Origin of the sequence: Thermomonospora cellulosilytica (assembly GCF_014138835.1) — a bacterium.
In the GTDB taxonomy this organism is placed as follows: Bacteria; Actinomycetota; Actinomycetes; order Streptosporangiales; family Streptosporangiaceae; genus Thermomonospora; species Thermomonospora amylolytica.
Genome location: NZ_JACJII010000001.1, coordinates 4,343,574 through 4,360,753 on the forward strand (window position 1 = coordinate 4,343,574; position 17,180 = coordinate 4,360,753).

At 70.7% G+C, this 17,180-nt stretch carries 15 protein-coding genes; 3 read left to right on the forward strand and 12 right to left on the reverse strand.

The window, feature by feature from the left end; genetic code table 11:
• Positions 1-121 precede the first annotated feature (121 nt).
• The 4 genes from HNR21_RS20410 to HNR21_RS20425 form a co-directional block, all read right to left on the reverse strand.
• On the reverse strand, positions 122-1,726 hold the full coding sequence (locus tag HNR21_RS20410) for an ABC transporter permease (protein ID WP_182706427.1): 1,605 nt from the start codon (positions 1,724-1,726) through the stop codon (positions 122-124).
• The gene (locus HNR21_RS20415) at positions 1,723-2,640 is read right to left on the reverse strand and encodes an ABC transporter ATP-binding protein (RefSeq protein WP_182706428.1); all 918 of its coding nucleotides are present in this window, start codon (positions 2,638-2,640) and stop codon (positions 1,723-1,725) included. Before HNR21_RS20415 ends, HNR21_RS20410 begins: the two co-directional genes overlap by 4 nt.
• A gap of 251 nt (positions 2,641-2,891) precedes the next feature.
• On the reverse strand, positions 2,892-3,557 hold the full coding sequence (locus HNR21_RS36055) for a TetR/AcrR family transcriptional regulator (RefSeq protein ID WP_281402054.1): 666 nt from the start codon (positions 3,555-3,557) through the stop codon (positions 2,892-2,894).
• 206 nt (positions 3,558-3,763) lie between these two features.
• Complete coding sequence (locus HNR21_RS20425) at positions 3,764-4,048, reverse strand: hypothetical protein (protein ID WP_182706430.1); 285 nt, start codon at positions 4,046-4,048, stop codon at positions 3,764-3,766.
• Positions 4,049-4,230: 182 nt separating this feature from the next.
• On the opposite strand from HNR21_RS20425, the gene HNR21_RS20430 reads away from it, so the two are divergent.
• Positions 4,231-5,436: a PucR family transcriptional regulator gene (locus HNR21_RS20430; RefSeq protein ID WP_182706431.1), complete on the forward strand. Its 1,206-nt coding sequence runs from the start codon at positions 4,231-4,233 to the stop codon at positions 5,434-5,436.
• 19 nt (positions 5,437-5,455) lie between these two features.
• On the opposite strand, the gene HNR21_RS20435 is transcribed toward HNR21_RS20430, so the two are convergent.
• Positions 5,456-5,905, reverse strand: a complete 450-nt coding sequence (locus HNR21_RS20435; protein ID WP_182706432.1) for a CBS domain-containing protein — start codon at positions 5,903-5,905, stop codon at positions 5,456-5,458.
• 332 nt (positions 5,906-6,237) lie between these two features.
• Between HNR21_RS20435 and nhaA the strand changes: the two genes are divergently transcribed.
• A complete protein-coding gene (nhaA, locus tag HNR21_RS20440; protein WP_220500227.1) occupies positions 6,238-7,503 on the forward strand; it encodes a Na+/H+ antiporter NhaA in 1,266 nt (421 codons plus the stop codon).
• A 106-nt stretch (positions 7,504-7,609) separates the two neighbouring features.
• Here the strand turns inward: nhaA and HNR21_RS34750 are convergent, their stop codons facing one another.
• From HNR21_RS34750 to HNR21_RS20460, 5 genes are all read right to left on the reverse strand, one after another.
• On the reverse strand, positions 7,610-7,930 hold the full coding sequence (locus HNR21_RS34750; RefSeq protein ID WP_220500228.1) for an SPFH domain-containing protein: 321 nt from the start codon (positions 7,928-7,930) through the stop codon (positions 7,610-7,612).
• Positions 7,927-8,388, reverse strand: coding sequence for an SPFH domain-containing protein (locus tag HNR21_RS34755; protein WP_220500229.1), 462 nt, complete (start codon positions 8,386-8,388; stop codon positions 7,927-7,929). Before HNR21_RS34755 ends, HNR21_RS34750 begins: the two co-directional genes overlap by 4 nt.
• Entirely contained in the window at positions 8,385-9,710 is a 1,326-nt protein-coding gene (locus tag HNR21_RS20450; protein WP_182706433.1) for an NfeD family protein, read from the reverse strand. The genes HNR21_RS34755 and HNR21_RS20450 overlap by 4 nt, the downstream gene beginning before the upstream one ends.
• Positions 9,711-10,571: 861 nt before the next feature.
• Positions 10,572-11,927, reverse strand: coding sequence for an RICIN domain-containing protein (locus tag HNR21_RS35430; RefSeq protein WP_182706434.1), 1,356 nt, complete (start codon positions 11,925-11,927; stop codon positions 10,572-10,574).
• Between the two features lie 25 nt (positions 11,928-11,952).
• A complete protein-coding gene (locus HNR21_RS20460; RefSeq protein WP_182706435.1) occupies positions 11,953-13,377 on the reverse strand; it encodes an endo-1,4-beta-xylanase in 1,425 nt (474 codons plus the stop codon).
• A 377-nt stretch (positions 13,378-13,754) separates the two neighbouring features.
• On the opposite strand from HNR21_RS20460, the gene HNR21_RS20465 reads away from it, so the two are divergent.
• A complete protein-coding gene (locus HNR21_RS20465) occupies positions 13,755-15,197 on the forward strand; it encodes a non-reducing end alpha-L-arabinofuranosidase family hydrolase (RefSeq protein ID WP_182706436.1) in 1,443 nt (480 codons plus the stop codon).
• Positions 15,198-15,511: 314 nt separating this feature from the next.
• On the opposite strand, the gene HNR21_RS20470 is transcribed toward HNR21_RS20465, so the two are convergent.
• The gene (locus tag HNR21_RS20470; protein WP_182706437.1) at positions 15,512-16,435 is read right to left on the reverse strand and encodes a zinc-binding dehydrogenase; all 924 of its coding nucleotides are present in this window, start codon (positions 16,433-16,435) and stop codon (positions 15,512-15,514) included.
• 181 nt (positions 16,436-16,616) lie between these two features.
• Complete coding sequence (locus HNR21_RS20475; RefSeq protein ID WP_246442274.1) at positions 16,617-17,150, reverse strand: CGNR zinc finger domain-containing protein; 534 nt, start codon at positions 17,148-17,150, stop codon at positions 16,617-16,619.
• Between the last annotated feature and the right edge of the window lie 30 nt (positions 17,151-17,180).

Here is a 17,180-nt window from a genome sequence, read left to right on the forward strand (position 1 = left end):
CCGTGTTCACCGCGTCCCTGTCGGCCATTGCGCTCCTGCGGCCGGGCAGCCGCGTTCATCGGCTGCGGCGAGCGGCCGATGAACGCGGCGGCTGCGGCGGAGGGAACACCGCCTTGTCATGTCACCCCAGTGCCAGGTCCCGGCGCCTGAACCCGGCCATGCCGATGACCATGAGCATGGTGGTCAGGGCCAGCAGTCCCAGGAACGGCGTGGGGCTGACGTCCCGGACGCCGAGCACGGGGATATGGGTGAACGGCGACAGGTCCAGGAGCCACTGGCCGAGGTCCAGCACGGCGCCGAACAGCGTGATGCCCGCCGCGGCGGCCACCGCCGCCCAGGACAGGCCGGTCCAGTGGGGGAGCAGCCCGAACAGGGCGACCGACAGCGCGGCGATCACCCACACCGCCGGCACCTGGGCCGTCGCGGCGCCGAGCACGCGGGGGAGGACGTCACCGACCCGCCCGGTGTCGAGCCCGTGCACCAGGCCAGCGACCAGGCCGCCGACGGTCATCGCCGCGGCCGGTCCCGCGAGCGTGAACGTCAGGTGGCTCGCCGCCCACCGCAGCCGCCCGACCGGGGTGGCCAGCAGCGGCTCGGCGTGCAGGCTCGCCTCCTCCGAGCGCAGCCGCAGGGCGGCCGAGACGGCATAGGCGGAGGCGATGAGGCCGAGCACGTTCATCGACGAGGAGAAGTAGGCGTCGAGGAGGCCCGCCTGGCCGCCCATCCGGGTGAAGATGTCCCGCAGTCCGGGACTGTCCCGCAGCATGTCCTCGATGCCGCCGGCCACACCGCCGTAGACGGCGCCCAGCGCGGCGAACGCCGCCAGCCATCCGTACAGCGGTCGGCTGTGCAGGCGCCAGGCCAGGCCGAACGGCCCGGCCAGCCAGGACGGGGCGTCGGCGGCCCCCGGCCGCTGCGGCCAGATCCCCGCCCCCAGGTCACGGCGTGCCGCCAGCCGCGCCGCGGCCCACGCCAGCGCACCGGTGCCGGCGGCGATCAGGGCGAACAGCCACCACCGCTCTGCGGCGTAGGGTCGTACCCGCTGCACCCAGCCCAGCGGCGACAGCCAGCCCAGCCAGGACAGGCCGTTGCCGGTGCCGCCCACGTCGGAGGCCATCCGCACCACGAACGCGGCGCCGAGCAGCGCCAGGGCGGCCCCGCGCGCCGCGGCGGCGCTCTGGGCGAGCTGGGCGGTCACCGCCGCCACCGCGGCGAACAGGCATCCGGCGGCGGCGATCTGCCCGCCGAACGCGATCGAGCCGGCGACCGGCAGGCCCTGGGCGGTCATTCCCGCGGCCAGCAGCAGCCCGGCCGCCAGGCTCGCGCCCGCGGTGACGAGCAGGGCGGCGGCGACGGCCGCTCCCCGGCCGAGCACCGTGGCGCCCAGCAGCTCCCGCCGCCCGGCCTCCTCCTCCGCGCGGGTGTGGCGGATCATGACGATGACGGTGACCACCGCCATGACCACGGGCACGAACCCGGCCCGCTGCACCACGATCCCGGCCAGCCCGGGGTCGTACATGGGCCCGTAGAGGGCCAGGAACGTGGGGGTGGCGCCGGGGGTGCGGGCGTACTGGAGCTGTTCGGCGGCGGTGGGGTAGAGCTGCTCGGTGGCCGACACGAAGCCGGCCGGGAGCAGCCCGAGCCACAGCACCAGGATCGGCAGTACCAGCCGGTCGCGGCGCAGGATCAGCCGGACCATGCCGCCCGTTCCGGTGAGCGCGTTCATCGCGTGGCCTCCTGCGGCAGTTCGCCGGTGTAGTGGCGCAGGAACAGCTCGTCCAGCGTCGGGGGCCGGCTGGTCAGGCTGCGGACGCCGCGCGCGGTGAGATGGGCCAGCACCGCGTTCAGCCGGGTGGTGTCGACCTCGCAGCGGACACGGGTGCCGTCGACCTGCAGGTCGTGCACGCCGGGCAGCTCGGCCAGCCCGTCCGGGGGAGTCTCGAGCTCCGCGTCCAGGGAGGTACGGGTGAGATGACGCAGCTCGGCCAGCGTCCCGCTCTCCACGGTGCGGCCGCCCCGGATGATGGTGACCCGGTCGCACAGGGCCTCGACCTCGCTGAGGATGTGGCTGGACAGCAGCACGGTCCGGCCGTTGCCGCGTTCCTGGCGGATGCAGTCCTGGAAGACCTCCTCCATGAGCGGGTCCAGGCCCGAGGTCGGCTCGTCCAGGATGAGCAACTCGGCGTCGGAGGCCAGCGCGGCGATCAGCCCGACCTTCTGCCGGTTGCCCTTGGAGTAGGCGCGGCCCTTCTTGCGCGGGTCCAGCTCGAACCGTTCCAGCAGGTCGGCCTTGCGGCGCGGATCGATGCCGCCGCGCATCCGGCCGAGCAGGTCGATGACCTCGCCGCCGGTCAGGGAGGGCCACAGGGTGACGTCGCCGGGCACGTACGCCACCCGCCTGTGCAGCTCGGTCGCATCACGCCAGGGGTCGCCGCCGAGGAGCTCGGCGGTGCCGCCGTCGGCGCGCAGCATGCCCAGCAGGATGCGGATGGTGGTGGACTTGCCCGAACCGTTCGGGCCGAGGAAACCGTGCACTTCGCCGGAACGGACGGTCAGGTCCAGCCCGTCCAGGGCGCGGGTCCGGCCGAACGACTTCGTCAGGCCGGACACCGAGATGGGAAAGCTCGTCTGAGCGGTCATGACCAGCACCTCAGGGGTCGGAGGGAGTGGGCGCGCGGCCGTCCCTCCGACGGGCTAGCGCATGAGCCGGCCGGACGGAAGGAAGGGCCGCACGGTGAAACCGGGAAGCGGGGGCAGGAACGTGCCGGTCACGGGAGGATCGGAGTCGGCCTTGCGTGCCGCTGCGGCCGACGTCGGGATACGGCCGAGCCGTTCTGGCGCGCGCCGGCGGACCGCGGGGCGCCCGCGCCGCAGGGGAGTCCTCGCCGCCGTCATCGGCCGTGCTCCGTGTCGGAAGGCCCGGGGGGCATGTGCCGAAGGGCGGCGCGGGCCTGCTCGACGAGCTCCGGGCTCAGCAGGTTGTCGGCGTGAATCTCCAGCAGCGCCGACGCCAGCCGCCGGTATCCCTCCCGGGTCAGCGTGTCGGCGCCCAGCGCCCGTGACAGATGCTCGTGCAGCACGATCAGGCCGAAGTTCATCGCCGTCATCACGGCCGCGTAGGCGTGCAGATCCGAGGTGGTGGGCCTGGACATTCCCGGGGCGCCGCGGCCGAGCAGCTCCTCGCTGAACGCCACCGCGTCATCGAACAGCTCCGCCGCCGCCGGTGAACCGTCCACCAGCGCCCGCGCCACGTAACGCTGGATCGGCAGGGCCACGTCCACCGCCATCGACAGGAATCCCGGATCCGCCATCCCCTCCTCCAGGGCCCGCTGCTTCGTGCGGCGGATCGTCTCGATGGCGTAGGCGTCACATGCCCGCCGCAGCTCCTCCTTGGTCCCGAAATGATGCTGCACCAGGCCCGGCGACACCCCGGCGGCCTCGGCGATCCCGCGGATCGTCGCCCCGTTCACGCCGTGCTCGGCGAACTGCAGCAACGCCGCATCCCTGATCCGCGCCCGCGCGGTCAGGTCCTCCACCGGCGCCCTGCGTCCGCCCAAGGAACACCTCCAATACAGACGTCCAGTCCACGATACACCTGTATGCCATACGTTTGTATGGCCCGCGACCGCATCGGCCTCACCGGCCGACGCCGACGGGCCGACGGAACGTCGGGGGAACGTCGAGGAGACCGGGCGCGTCGCGCTCCGGTTCGGCTTCCGAGTCCACGTCTTCGGTGGACCGTCCCTTCGCGGTGTCGTCGCCTTCAGGAACGCCGCCATCGGTGGGAGGTCTGAGGAAGCGACGAGTGGGAGACCGACTCGCTCCGGTCCTGTCCCGTAGGGCGATCCTCAGAGGGTGCACGGGAGCGGTAGACCAGGTTCATCCGGGCGTAACGGCGCAGGACGAACGCGAGGAAGACCAGGCCCAGGGCGAAGAAGAACAATGACAGCTGCTCCCAGCCGTAAGCGACGAACAGCCCGATCCCCATCGCGAAGATCGCGACTGCGCCGAGGAAAGTGACCACATGGGCGACAGAGCGTGAGTTCACGTCGCGGGCCCTACCCGACCGTGGTCCTGCCATGAGCGGTGGCGCCGTGGTGCAGGGAAGTCTGCGGAAGCGTGCAGGTTCCATGTGGGCCGTTTGCCGGACGTCGGCAGCTTTCGGACCTTGACGGAGAGGTTGCCGGACGGCCCTTGCCGGAGGACCGCAAGCAACGCAGGGTGAGGAATATGGTGCGGAACGACCTCGGGCAGGGGAGGAGTCGTTCGGGGAGGGCGGTGCTCGGCGAGCTGGCCGCCGTGCCGCGGCGGGCGAGCCGGGACGCCGACGGGGCGCCGGAAGTCTTCCTCGACGGCTATGTGGAGCTGCTGGCCGACGTGAGTCTCACCGGCCGGCGGATCAGCCGTACCGAGGCCGATGACCGGCGTGCGTGGGGTGCCAAGGCCGCCGAGCAGGGCCTGCCGCTGCGGGCGATCGTCGATCTGTACCTGAGCGCGACGTGGCTGGCGTGGCCGCTGCTGCCGGGGGTGCGCCGGGCAGCGGGGATGGCGGAGCTGCGGTCGATCGGGGAGGCGGTGTTCCGGGCGGCGGACGCGGCGACGGTCGCCTTGGCCGACGGCTATGACGCGGCCCAGCGGCTGTCCATCCGCCAGGAGGAGGCGCAGCGCCGGGAGTTCATCGACGACCTGCTGTACGGACGCGGTGACCTGGGACGGCTCGCCGAGCGGGCGGCGCGGTACGGGTTGCGCCTGGCCAGCGCGCACGTCGTGGCGGTGGCCCGTGGACGGCGGCCGTTCCTGGCCGAGGATCCGGTCATGCGCCGCATCGAGGCCGTGCTGATCAGCCGGTTCTCCGCGCAGGAGGTGCTGCTGGCGACCCGGGAGGGGCTGCTGGTGTGCCTGGCGCCGGCCGCCCGCGAGCAGGTGATCGAGGAGTTCGTCCGGCAGGTGGAGGCCGTCCTCGGGGCGGACGCCGCATGGCGGGTCGGCCTGGGCCGGGCGCACGCCGACCCGGGAGGCGTGGTCCGCTCCTTCGACGAGGCGCGCACGGCCGTCGGGCTCGCCGATCGCCTGGGGCTCGGCGGCAGGGTGTTCCGGGCCGCGGACCTGCTGGTCTTCCAGGTGCTGATGCGGGACACGGCGGCGATCAGCGATCTGGTCGACACCGTTCTCGGGCCGCTGCGGACGGCGCGCGGTGGAGCCGGACCCCTGCTGGACACGCTCGAGGCGTACTTCCGCTGCAACCGGGTGGCCGCCGCCACCGCACGCCGCCTGCACATCGGGGTGCGCACCGTCTCCTACCGGCTGGAGCGGGTCCGCCGGCTCACCGGATACTCCGTGGAGGACTCCGTACAGCGCTACACGCTGGAGACCGCGGTCCTCGGCGCGCACCTGCTCGGCTGGCCCGAGGCGGAACCGGCCCGGCGGCGCGGCTGAGGGCCGTCGCCCGGTGTCCTCAGACCGCTCCCGCGACCCATGCGAGGATTCGCCGGGCGGTCACCATGCCGACCGACCGGTCGCTCAGCCGGACGATGACGAACGGACTTCCCGTCCGCCTCATCACCTCCACCAGTTCGATGGCCGTCGCGCGGCCGTCCACGGTGGGCGTCTTCCCGGCGGCCGACGAGATCAGGTCGCACACGCGCCGCTCCGTCAATTCGCGGATGACCCGGTCGGCGTACGGCTCGTCGTAGACCCGGGTCAGACACCGGCTGTGGAGAACAGGGGAGGGGAGCGCACAGCCGAGCACGTCGCAGGCGGACAGCGTCGCGTGTGGACGCCCGTCGTCGTCCGTGACGACGACGGCGGGCGCATCATGGCGGACGATCAGGTCGATGGCCGACCGCACCCCCTCACGCAGCCCTACCACGGGCAGCCGCTCGGCGATCTGTTCGGCCCGCACCACGGTCACCTCCTGGCCTGATGCTCGCCGGTCCGGCGGGTGCCACGAGACTGCGAACGGATCATGTCGTGGGCAAGGGCCGCCGCCGGTCACATTCCGGCCGTTCGGTTGCGGGGATCGGCAACCCGGAACCGTCCGGGGAACTCCAGGGCACGGACAAGCCTCGGAGCCTGCCGTGATCCGGCAGGGAAGTCCGGCCGAATCGGCTGGTCGCCGCCCTGACCGGTCGGCCGGCGGGCGCTCAGAATGAACCACGCGGCCGTCTCTCCTCCCACCGCGCGGATCCTGGCGCGAGAGTCCGATCGGCCGACTCCTCAGCGGACGTCGGCCATGCCATGTCCCAGGCCGCGCTGCCGGGCGTCATGACCAGCCGGGGGAACATGAAGGCGATCAGGGACCGTGCCCGCGGCGGGCGGGTCCGCGACACCGTCGTCGAGCCGGTCCTGGGCTTTGTGCGGGCCGAGACGGTCGGCGGCGTGCTGCTGCTGGCCGCGGCGGTGCTCGCGCTGGGCTGGGCCAACAGCCCGCTCTCCGACGTGTATCACCGGCTGTGGTCGCTGGAGTTCGGCCTGGGAGCGGGACCGGTGCGGGTCACCGACGATCTGCGCCACTGGGTCAACGACGGCCTGATGACCGTTTTCTTCTTCGTGGTCGCCCTGGAGATCAAGCGAGAGCTGGTCACCGGCGAGCTGCGGGACCCGCGGGCCGCCGCGTTGCCGGCGCTGGCCGCGGGCGGTGGGGTGGTGTTGCCCGCCCTGATCTTCCTGGCGATCGTGGACGGCGGTCCGGCCTCCGCCGGGTGGGGGATCCCGATGGCCACCGACATCGCCTTCGCCGTGGGGGTCGTGGCGCTCCTGGGGAAACGGCTGGCCGCGGGAGTGCGCGTCTTCCTGCTGAGCATCGCCATCGTCGACGACGTCATCGCCATCGCGGTCATCGCGACGTTCTACTCCGGTCCCTTGAACGGCCTGTCACTGGCCGTGGCCTGCGCCGGTCTGCTGCTCGTGGTGCTGCTGCGCCGGGCCGGGGTGGCCGCGGTGTGGCCGTACGCGCTCGCCGGGGCCGGCATCTGGTACTTCACCCATCAGTCGGGCGTGCACGCCACCATCGCGGGAGTGGCGCTCGGCCTGCTGACCCCGGCCCGTCCGTTCCGGGGCAGGGAGGTGCTCCGCGACCTGGAGCAGCGGCTGCACCCGCTCAGCGCGTTCGTCATCATCCCGATCTTCGCCCTCGCCAACGCGGGGGTGGACCTGCGCGGCGACGTGCTCGGCCAGGCCGCCGCCTCCCGGCTCTTCTGGGGCGTCGCGGCAGGTCTGGTGCTGGGCAAGACCCTCGGCATCGGCCTGGTCACCTACATCGCCACCCGCTCCGGGGTGGGCACATTGCCGGAGGGGATGACGTTCCGCCATGTCTGGGGCGTCGCCGCGCTGGCCGCGATCGGCTTCACGGTGTCGCTGTTCATCACCGACCTCGCCTACACCGACCCGACCCTGGCCGACCTCGCCAAGATCGGCATCTTCGCCGGCTCACTGATCGGTGGGCTGCTCGGCACGGGGACGCTCGTGCTGCTCACCCGGCGATCCGGCGCGGAGCCCCGCTGACGGCCCGGTGACCGGCGTCCCCGTCAGGAAACCGTGCCTGAGACCCGCGGCGTGGCGGCTCGGTCGTTTCGTCGTTCGCGGACCTCATCGAGATCACCTGGCCGGATCATGCGGGCGTGACCCGCCCGCCGTCGGGGCGCAGCGAGTCGAGCACGCGCAGGAGCTCCATCGGCAGCGGGAAGATGAGGGTGGAGTTCCGTTCCGTGGAGATCTCGGTCATGGTGGACAGCACCCGCAGGTGCATGGCCGCCGGATGGGCCTCCAGGATCTCGGCCGCCTCCCCGAGGGTGGCGGCGGCCTCGAACTCGCCCTTGGCGTGGATGACCTTGGCGCGCCGGTCGCGTTCGGCCTCGGCCTGCCGGGCCATCGCGCGGCGCATCGACTCCGGCAGCTCGACGTGCTTGACCTCCACCAGGGAGACCTTCACCCCCAGGGATCGGTGACCTCGTCGATGATCTGCTGGAGCCGCTGGTTGATCTCCTCCCGGTTGATCAGCAGCTCGTCCAGGTCCACCTGGCCGAGGATGCTGCGCAGGGTGGTCTGGGCGATCTGCGAGGTCGCCTGCACATGGTTCTCGACGGCCACCACCGAGCGGTTGGGGTCGACCACGTTGAAGTAGGTGACCGCGTTGACCCGGACCGTGACGTTGTCCTTGGTGATGACGTCCTGCGGCGGGATGTCCATGGTCACGGTGCGCAGGGACACCCGGGTCATGCGGTCGACGATCGGGATGATGAAGAACAGCCCCGGCCCCTTGGCCCCGATGAGGCGGCCCAGACGGAAGATGACGCCCCGCTCGTACTCGGGGACGATCCGGACCGATGCCATCAGGATCAGCACGATGAGGGCCACGGCGATGCCCGCACCGAGCAGCGCGGTGTTCATGATCCGTCGTTCCTTCCGGGTGCGTCGGCGTTCTCGACGATGAGCTCCAGTCCGTCCCGCCCCACCACACGCACGGAACGGCCCTTCTCAACGGGGGCGTCACGGCCGTGGACCGTCCACCAGGCCCCCTCCAGGAAGACCTGGCCGCTGTCGCCGTGCACCCGCGCCACCACGGCCTCACGGCCCAGCAGGGCGTCCTCGCCGGTGGTGGCGGGGGCCTTGCGGGCGCGCCAGGCGAGCCTGCCGGCCACCATGGTCGCCGCGCCGATCACCAGCGCCGTGGGCCACAGCACCGCGGGATCCACCCCCACGTCACCGCGGAACAGGAACAGCCCCGACAGCAGCAGCGACACGGTCCCGCCCGCGGCGAACACCCCCACCCCGGGGGTGAGGACCTCGGCTGCGAACAGCCCGGCGGCCAGCGCCAGCAGCAGCAGCCCGCCCACGTTGACCGGCAGCACGCTGAGCGCGATGAATCCCAGGACCAGCAGGATCGCCCCGGCGATGCCGCCGAATCCCATCCCCGGATTGGCCAGCTCGTAGATCACCGCAAGAGTGTCGATCGACAGGAACAGGAACGCCAGTTCCGGATCGGCCAGCAACTGCCGCAGCTCACCGGTCAGCCCCAGCTCGTGCTCGACGATCCGGGCGCCGTCGGTGCGCAACGTCACCTGCCGGCCGCCGGACACCGTCACCTGCCGCCCGTCGATCTGGGACAGCAGGTCCTGCCGGGATCCGGCGATCAGGTCCACCACCTGCATCCGCTCCGCCGCCGTCGCGGACACCGAGGTGCCCTTGCGGACCATGTCCGCGGCGAACTCGGTGTTCCGTCCCCGGCGCTCGGCGATCGTGACGGCGAAGGCGGCCGAGTCGTTGACCACCTTGTCACTCGCCGTCTGGCCCTCCTGCGTGACCGGCGTTCCCGCCCCGATGTGGGTTCCGGGCGCCATCGCCGCCACGTGCGCGGCCATGGTGATGTAGGCGCCCGCCGACGCCGCCCGGGCCCCCTCGGGCGCGACGTGCACCACCACCGGCACGCCCGCTCCCAGGAACGCCTGCACGATCCCCCGGGTGGCCTGCAGCAGCCCACCGGGGGTGTCCATCTCCACGAGGAACGCCGCATGCCCCGCATGCTCGGCTTGGCGCACCCCGTCGGCCAGATGCCCCTCCACGACCGGGGTGATCGCCCCGTCCACCTGCGCCACCACGACCGTCGGAGCCTGCGCCCGGGCGTGTTCCGGTACTGCCGCAGACCAGGCGATCACGGCGGCGAACAGGCACAGCAGCGCCCCCGCACCCAACACCTGACGCCCCGGACACATCGACGGCTCCTGCCCACTGCGGTCGCGTGCGTTCTCGCCCTACCCCGACCAGATGGCTACAAGCAGGCAGGAACGGCCGCGAAGCGGCACATATCGCGCACCGAACTTGCCGGTGCCCGGCAAGCAGTCGACTCGCCGAGGCTGGCGGGACCTGCCGCAGGAACGCGCACTGCTCGGCCGGCTCATCGAGCATGCGTTGGACCGCCCGTAGCCGACCACACGAAGCAGGGGAGAGGGCTGCCCGCCCGTTCGGTGAACGAGCGGGCGGATTCATGGTCGGCAGCCGTCGTGCCATCGCCGTGCACCACGCCGGGTCACGCTCACCAGGCGGCTGGGCGTACCTGCGGACTTGGCCCAGGACGACGTCGAGATGGTTTCGGTGCTGGTCAGATGCTGTGAACCGGATGACCGGTCTCGCTGAGCCGGTGTCTGGCCCGAAGAGGAGGGCTTCTGGGCTGGTGGCCGGGTCAGCTTGTCGCCTTCAGGTGCTTCTTGGGCTCCGACTCGGGCCTTCGCAGCCACGCCACCGCCCGCGACTGCCCGACATCGAAGAACTCCGCCACGATCTGGCCATGACCGGAGACCAGAGCCTGGGCACGCGACGCCGGAGACACCGACGAAGCAAGCGCTGTGGCCTGCGACCTGCGCTGGATCGAAGCTCGGCCTACCCCTGCCCGAGCAAGGCGAACATCCGCTGGGGAACAGCAGGTCCTCGGGGCCGATCTTGTGTTCCTCGATGTGCTCTTGGAGCATCACGGGCATCTGGTCAGGGATGGTGTATCTGCGCCAGTCGCCGTTCTTGGAGAGGGACGACGGAGTGGAGCCAGGACGATCCTGGCTCCACTCCGTGGTGCGGGCGTGTCACTGGAACTGTGCGAAGAACCTCCAGATCTCTCCCTTGGTCCAGGTGGCGACGCCGCTCTCGTTGGGGGAGCCGTCGACCGGACCGGGGATGTGGCCTCCGTCGAACGCGGCCCATTGGACCGGGTACCCGGCGCGGCAGCCCGAGTAGGCGGTGGTGATGTGCGTCAGGCTGCCTGGGGCGGGCTCGCGCGGGTTCTGGGGAGTGCAGCCGTTGTTGGCGACGAACTTGTCGCGCAGGGACCGTCCTTGCGCGATGTTGAGGACGGAGTCGCTGATGCCGTGGATTCCGAAGTAGGCGATGGGCTGGGTGCCGCCGCTGCACCCGCTGATCTGGGCGCCGGAGATGACCGCGACGGCCCTGAAGACGTTCGCCCGGGCGCATGCGAGTGCGTGGCTCATGCCGCCGCCCCAGCTGAAGCCCGTGGCGAAGCGCTGTGCCGGGTTGACGCAGAGGCCGCTCTCGATTCGCCGGATCATGTCGTCGACGAAGGTGACGTCCTCACCGCCCGAATTGGCCCAGCCGTTGCCGAGGCCCTGGGGGGCGACGAGGATCGCGCTGTTGTTCGACTGTTCCTGTTGGCCGTAGTAGGACCAGGCGCTCCCGCTCGTTCCACCCGAGGCGACGTCGCCGGCGGTTCCACCCCGCCAGTGGAACGCGAAGATCAGCCGGTAGGGGTGGCTGTTGTCGTAGTTGGCGGGAACCCTGAGGATGAAGCTGCGGCTCTTACCGCCGCTCTGGATCGTGTGCGTACCGCTTGTGAGCGTCGGGGCGCTGCCGCATCCGCCACCGCCACCGGACGACAGCTTGACCATCTGCCACTGCTGGTTGGCGCCGCCCCAGTCGGTGTACTGGACGACGTTGCCGCCGTCGGCGGTGGAGGCGCCTTGGACCTCCACGGCCTTGCCGCTGTTGCGGTTGATCAGCCGGACGTGGCCTGCGTCGGAGTCGGCCAGGCGGAACTGCTGGTTGGCCCCGTTGTGGTCGGCCCACTGCTGGATCGCGGCACCGTCGGCCGTCGAGGCGCCGGCCACGTCGAGCACCTTGCCCGAATGCCGGGCCTTCAGCCGGTAGAAGCCGCCGCCGGAGTCCACGAACTGCCACTGCTGGTTGGCTCCGTCGTTGCGCGTCCATTGGCTGACCCGCGCGCCGTCGCCGGTGGACGCGCCAGAGACGTCCAGCGCCTTGCCGCTGTTGCGGTTGACCAGGACGTACCAGGCATTGGTGTCCACCGTCGCCGCCTCGGCCGGCGCCGGGTCCACCGCGACGAGCATGCCGATCGCGAGGGCCGCCGCCACCGCGGCGGCGAACCGGGACCACCAAGGGGCGGGGGAAGCCGCACCGTAGGTCTTCATCGATTCACCCTTTCGCCTGTGCAGGTCAGGTGCGGGTCCAGCGTTGGTTGCTGCCGTTCCAGCAGGAGTAGAGCTGGATCAGGGTGCCGTTGGCGGTGCCGGCGGCGTCCAGGCAGAGGCCGGACTGGACGCCGACGATGGATCCGTCGGAGTTGAGGCGCCATTTCTGGTTGTCGCCGCCCCAGCAGCTGTAGATCTGGACTTTGGCGCCGTTGCCGGTGCCGGCGGCGTCCAGGCACTTGTTGCCGTAGACCCTGAGTTCGCCTGCGTCGGTGTAGGTCCACTGCTGGTTGGTGCCGTTGTGGCAGTCCCAGAGCTGGAGCTGGGTTCCGTCGGCGGTGCTGGCGCCGGGCACGTCCAGGCAACGGCCTGAACCGACGCCCTTGATCGTTCCAGAACCGGGGACGGGGGGCGGCGAGCCGCCGTTGAGGGCGTTGAGGACCGCGGTGTAGGCGGGCTTCTTGTTGCCGTTGCCGTCGAACAGCAGCGGCGTCTGCTCCGCGCGCCAGGAGTCGGTGTCGCGCACACCCCAGACGGTGATGCCGAGGCAGCGCGGGACGGCCAGGCAGTCGTTGGTCACGTTGGCGTAGGTCGTGGGCGAGGCGCCCTGGATGTCCAGTTCGGTGATGGCCACATCGACGCCGAGGGCGGCGAAGCTCTGCAGGGTGGTGCGGAAGTTGCTGTTGTAAGGGCTGCCGCTGTTGAAGTGGGCTTGGAAGCCGACGCAGTCGATGGGCACGCCGCGCTGCTTGAAGTCGCGGACCATGGCGTACACGGCCTGGGTCTTGGCCCAGGTCCAGTTCTCGATGTTGTAGTCGTTGTAGCAGAGCTTGGCGGCCGGGTCGGCGGCGCGCGCGGTGCGGAAGGCGACCTCGATCCAGTCGTTGCCGGTGCGCTGCAGGTTGGAGTCGCGGCGGGCTCCCGAACTGCCGTCGGCGAAGGCCTCGTTCACCACGTCCCACTGGACGATCTTGCCCCGGTAGTGGGCCATCACGCCGTTGATGTGGTCGATCATCGCCTGGCGCAGGTTGCTGCCGCTGAGGCTCTGCATCCAGCCGGGTTGCTGGGAGTGCCAGGCCAGGGTGTGGCCGCGTACCTGCTTGCCGTTCTGGACCGCCCAGTTGTAGACGCGGTCGCCGGCGGTGAAGTTGAACTGGCCCCGCTGGGGTTCGGTGGCGTCGATCTTCATCTCGTTCTCGGCCGTCACCGAGTTGAACTCGCGGTTCGCGATCGTGGTGTACGCCGGGTCGTTGAGCCTGCCCGAGGCGATGGCAGTGCCGAAGTAACGGCCGCTCTGTTTCGCCGCAGCGCCGAGCGTGCTCTCGGCTGCCGCGGCGGCAGCGGGCGGAGCCGGTGCCACCAGAGCGACGGTCGCGGTGAGCACCCCGAGGGCGCCCGCGACGAAGGCCCGCTTGCGGATCCCGGACCTGGGCATGGCGTTCGCATGCATGTCTGTTCCTCCAATGAAGGCATGAATGAAGGAGGGGGGAAGCACGGGACACAGCCCGTGTGACAGACGCCGCGCTCCATCACCGGGAACGCGCACACCACCACGGCGTCGCGGACTCAGTGTGCGAGCCCGCACAGATCCCGTCAACAGTCCCCGGAATGTTTCATCGCGCATGTCCGGTCCGGCGGGTCGCATACGCGATCCAGCAGCCGGCCTGTGCCCGAAAGTTTTTCGACGGGCCGGACCCTTGACGATGTCGCTCGGCCTCGTATTTACTCCGGCCACCACCACCCCCCCGATCACCCGATGGAGAGAAGGTCCCGTTCGGCAGAGAAATGTTAGCGCTAACACTCGCGTGGAACGAAAGGAAGAAGCTCATGTTGAGGATCGGTGCGGTGCTGGCATCGCTCCTGCTGTCGGCGATCCTGACCGTGACGAACGCACAGCCCGCCCAGGCCGCGACAGTGGATGTGAACAAGTGGTACGTCCTGGTCAACCGCAACAGCGGCAAGGCCCTGGACGTCTACAACCTGGCGACCAACGACGGCGCCCGCATCACCCAGTGGACCAGGAACGACCAGTACCAGCAGCAGTGGCAGTTCGTCGACTCCGGCGGCGGTTACTACCGCATCAAGTCCCGCCACTCCGGCAAGGTGCTGGACGTCCACAACTTCTCCACCGCCAACGGCGGCCCGATCGTCCAGTGGGCCGACCTGAACGGCACCAACCAGCAGTGGCGGCTGGCCGACAGCCCGGGTGGCTACGTGAGGTTCATCTCGCGCCACAGCAACAAGGCCCTCGAGGTGCAGGGCGGTTCCACCGCCGACAACGCGAACATCGTCCAGTACGACGACTGGGGCGGCGCCAACCAGCAGTGGCAGCTCGTCGAGGTCGGTGGCGGCCCCACTCCGCCGTGCGATCTTCCGTCGACATACCGCTGGACATCAACGGGCCCGCTGGCGCAGCCCAAGCCGGGGTGGGTCTCGCTCAAGGACTTCACCGTCGCCCCCTACAACGGCAGGCATCTCGTCTATGCGACGACGCACGACACGGGGACGAGATGGGGTTCGATGAACTTCGGCCTGTTCACCAACTGGTCGGAGATGGCCTCGGCCAGTCAGAACGCGATGTCGAATTCCACCGTCGCGCCCACGCTCTTCTATTTCGCGCCGAAGAACATCTGGGTGCTCGCCTACCAGTGGGGCAGCACCGCCTTCTCCTACCGGACGTCGAGCGATCCCACCAACCCGAACGGCTGGTCATCAGAGCAGGTGCTCTTCTCCGGAAGCATCACCGGCTCCGCGACAGGGCCCATCGACCAGACGCTCATCGGTGACAGCACGAACATGTACCTTTTCTTCGCCGGTGACAACGGCAAGATCTACCGGGCCAGCATGCCGATCGGGAACTTCCCGGGCAGTTTCGGCACGACCTCGACGGTGATCATGAGCGATACGACGAACAACCTGTTCGAAGCCGTTCAGGTCTACAAGCTCCAGGGCCAGAACCGCTACCTCATGATCGTCGAGGCGATCGGCTCGCAGGGTCGTTACTTCCGCTCGTTCACGGCCACCAGCCTGAACGGTTCGTGGACACCGCAGGCCGCGACCGAGAGCAACCCCTTCGCCGGCAAGGCCAACAGCGGCGCCACCTGGACCAACGACATCAGCCACGGCGAACTGATCCGCACCAGCGCCGATCAGACCTTCACCGTCGATCCCTGCAATCTGCAGTTGCTCTACCAGGGGCGTGACCCCAACTCCGGCGGCGACTACGGCCTCTGGCCCTACCGGCCGGGTCTGCTGACACTGCAGCGCTAACGGCGTGACACGGGTCCGGCTCCGGTGCGGAGCCGGCGCGGCGGGCTCGGCGGAAGGCCGAGCCCGCCCAGGTCACCGCAGACAGGATGACCCTCGGCTTTGTCACCGACCGCAGCGCGGCCACGACGGTCGTCTGAGCCCTGGGCACCGGGTCCATGGGGTGGCCGGCCCACCCCATGGACCCGGCCTTCGAATCACTGAGCTGTTTTCATCCTGATCGCGCTGGTCACAGGGCGGTCGCGGTCTGCCGGTCCGGGGCCTGGAACGAGTGAAGCTCCCGGTAGATGCGGGTGGTCCACCACGAGGACGCGTGCTCACGCGTGGGATTCGAGGTCGAAGACCGCCTTTCCGGTGACGCGCCGGCCGCGCAGCGCGTCGGCCGCCTCGGCGAAGCGCTCCCATGAGCCGCGCCAGCCGATCTCGGGCACCAGGGCGCCGTCGGCCACGAGCCGTACCAGCTCGGCCAGGTCGGCGGCGGCCGCGAACTCGTTGACGTAGGACACGAGCGTCTTGGGCGGGCCGACCGTCGCGTAGGGCGGGAAGACGGCCGGCTCTCCCGAGGCCCATCCGACGGACTGGAGGCTGCCGCCGGGGGCAAGGAGCGCCCAGGCCGTGACCAGGTGGGGCCCGCCGACCGTCTCCACGACGATGTCGACGGGCTCTTTGACGTCGTCCAGGCCCACGACCACTTCATCGGCGCCCGCGTCGGCGAGGCCCTCGCCTCGCGCGGGGGAGCCGACCGAGGCGATGACGTGGGCCCCGGCGCGGGCGGCGAGTTGCACGGCGTACCGTCCCACACCGCCTGAGGCGCCGGTCACCAGCACGCGCTTGCCGGGGGCGACCGCGGCGGTCCGCAGCGAGCGGAGCGCGGCCAGGCCCGCCGTCGGCAGTGCCGCCGCCTCGGCCAGCCCGACACCGTCCGGGACCTCGGCCACCGCCGACACGTCGACGGCCACCCGCTCCGCGAACGCGCCGTCCGCGAAGAGCACGACGCGGGTTCCGGCCGCCGGGCCGGAACCCTCCGCCGCCCCCTGCACAACGACCCCGGCCGCGTCGAGACCCAGCGGCGCTCCGGCCGGAACTCGTCCGTTGCGCGCGTTGTTGAGGTCCGCATAGTTGAGCGAGGCGTGCAGCACGTCGATGAGCACCTGTCCGGGACCGGCGACGGGGTCGGCGACCTCCCCCAGGCCAATGCCGTCAGGGGCGGACGGGTCGACGATGAGGGCGCGCGTGGACATGGACATCTCCTGCGGGTAGAGGCCGGGACAACGACTGCGACGCTAGCAGATAGTTTTGTAAAAGACTATCTGCTTCCCTGGCGACTGGAGACTCCACGCCGCCCCGGCGGTCCGGCCGTGCTGTTCTGTCCGGTGAGGTTGGTGACACGGCAGCCTGCCCTCGGATCCGGGGGTGGGCCCGTCACCCGCCTGGCTGGTCCGCCTTGGTCATCCGGTCGTAGTGGGCCTTGACCTTGGCGCGGTTGCCGCAGCCCGTCATCGAACACCAGCGGCGCCTGCCGTTGCGTGAGGTGTCGAGGAACCACAGCACGCAGCCGGTGCCGTCGCAGCGGCGCAGCCGTCCGGGAGGCGCCGTGCTCAGCAGGTCGAGGTAGGCCCTGGCCGCCAGCCAGGCGGGGCGCCATGCCTCGTCGTCCAGTTCCACGTGCTCGGCCGGTGTCCCGTTCCGCAGGGACAGGTGCAGCCGGCCGTGGGCGAGGACGGCGTTGACGCCGTCGTCGTCGCCCTGCTCCAGCGATCGCCGTATGGCCGCGCGGGCCGTCTTCAGCGGCTCCAGGCAGCGCTCGGACCCGTCGCCCTCCAGGCCGTGCTCGCGGAGCCAGCCTTCGAGGCCGGCCGGGTCGTCGAGTTCGTCGAGCATCACCCCGTCGGCCGGCCAGCGCGTGTTGACCAGGTCCAGGGGCAGGGGCTCGCCGGTCAGCGGCCTGCGCACCATGACCCTCATCCTAACCGTTGTTCCGAGTTT